Below are 1,041 nucleotides of genomic sequence, written 5' to 3'. Positions count from 1 at the left end.
CCTCGCCGCCGCGCTGGTGGTGGCCGGCGACAACGGAGAAGAACGCATCCGCCGCGCCCTCTGGCCCAGCCTGCACGCCGCGCCGCTCGCCGCCCCGGCGCTGCGGCTGGAGGCCTGGGTGACGCCGCCCGCCTATACCGGCGCCGCGCCCATCTTCCTCGACCCCGCCGGCGGCGCGCTGACCGTGCCGCAGGGCGCCAGATTGCAGATCGCGCTCTCCGGCGGCCGTGGCGGCGTGCCGGAGCTGCGCCGCGACGAGGTGGCCGCGCCGATGCCGCAGCTGGAGCCCGGCAGCTACGCCGCCGAGGCGGTGCTGGAGCGCGGCGAGCGTGTCGCCATTCTCCGGGATGGGCGGGAGCTGGCGGCCTGGAGCTTCGGCGTGCAGGCCGATGCGCCGCCCAGCGTCGCCTTCGCCGAGCCGCCGGAGCCGAGCGGCCGCGGCCTGTCGATCCGCCTGCCCTGGCGCGCCGAGGATGATTGGGGCGTCGCCGCGCTGCGCGCCGAGATCCGGCTGGCCGCCCGCCCCGAGGGCGGCGCGCTGGTGCTCGACCTGCCGCTGCCCGGCGGCAATCCGCGCCAGCTGCGCGGCGTGGCGCAGCCCGACCTCTCGGCGCATCCCTGGGCCGGGCTGCCGGTGCAGATCCGCCTGATCGCCCGTGATGGGGCGCAGCAGGAGGGCTGGTCGGTCCCCGCCGGGCTGACCCTGCCGGAGCGCAGCTTCACCCACCCGGTGGCGCGCGCGCTGATGGAGCTGCGCAAGGGGCTCTCGGTCGATCCCGCCGCGCGCGAGCCGGCGCGGCTTGGGCTGGACGCGCTGGCGGCCCGCCCCGAGGCTTTCGAGAACGACATCACCACCTTCCTGGCGCTGCGCGTCACCCGCCACCGGCTGCAGCGCGACCGCCGGCCGGAGGCGGTGGTCGAGGCGCAGGGGCTGATGTGGCAGATCGCCGTGGCGCTGGAGGAGGGGCGGACCGACCGCACCGCCCGGGCGCTCGCCGAGGCGCGCGAGGCGCTGCGCGAGGCGCTGGCGGAGGCCGAGCG

1 protein-coding gene is annotated in these 1,041 nt (G+C 78.3%); it reads left to right on the top strand.

All coding sequences use genetic code 11. The features are described 5' to 3' along the window. Positions 1 to 1,041: DUF4175 family protein (locus HMPREF0731_RS21680; RefSeq protein ID WP_007006393.1), on the top strand; the 1,041-nt coding region annotated here is incomplete at both ends.

The organism is Pseudoroseomonas cervicalis ATCC 49957, from assembly GCF_000164635.1.
Lineage (GTDB): Bacteria > Pseudomonadota > Alphaproteobacteria > Acetobacterales > Acetobacteraceae > Pseudoroseomonas > Pseudoroseomonas cervicalis.
The sequence above is the reverse complement of the archived record's forward strand: the minus strand, read 5'-3'. Positions and strand labels throughout refer to the sequence as shown.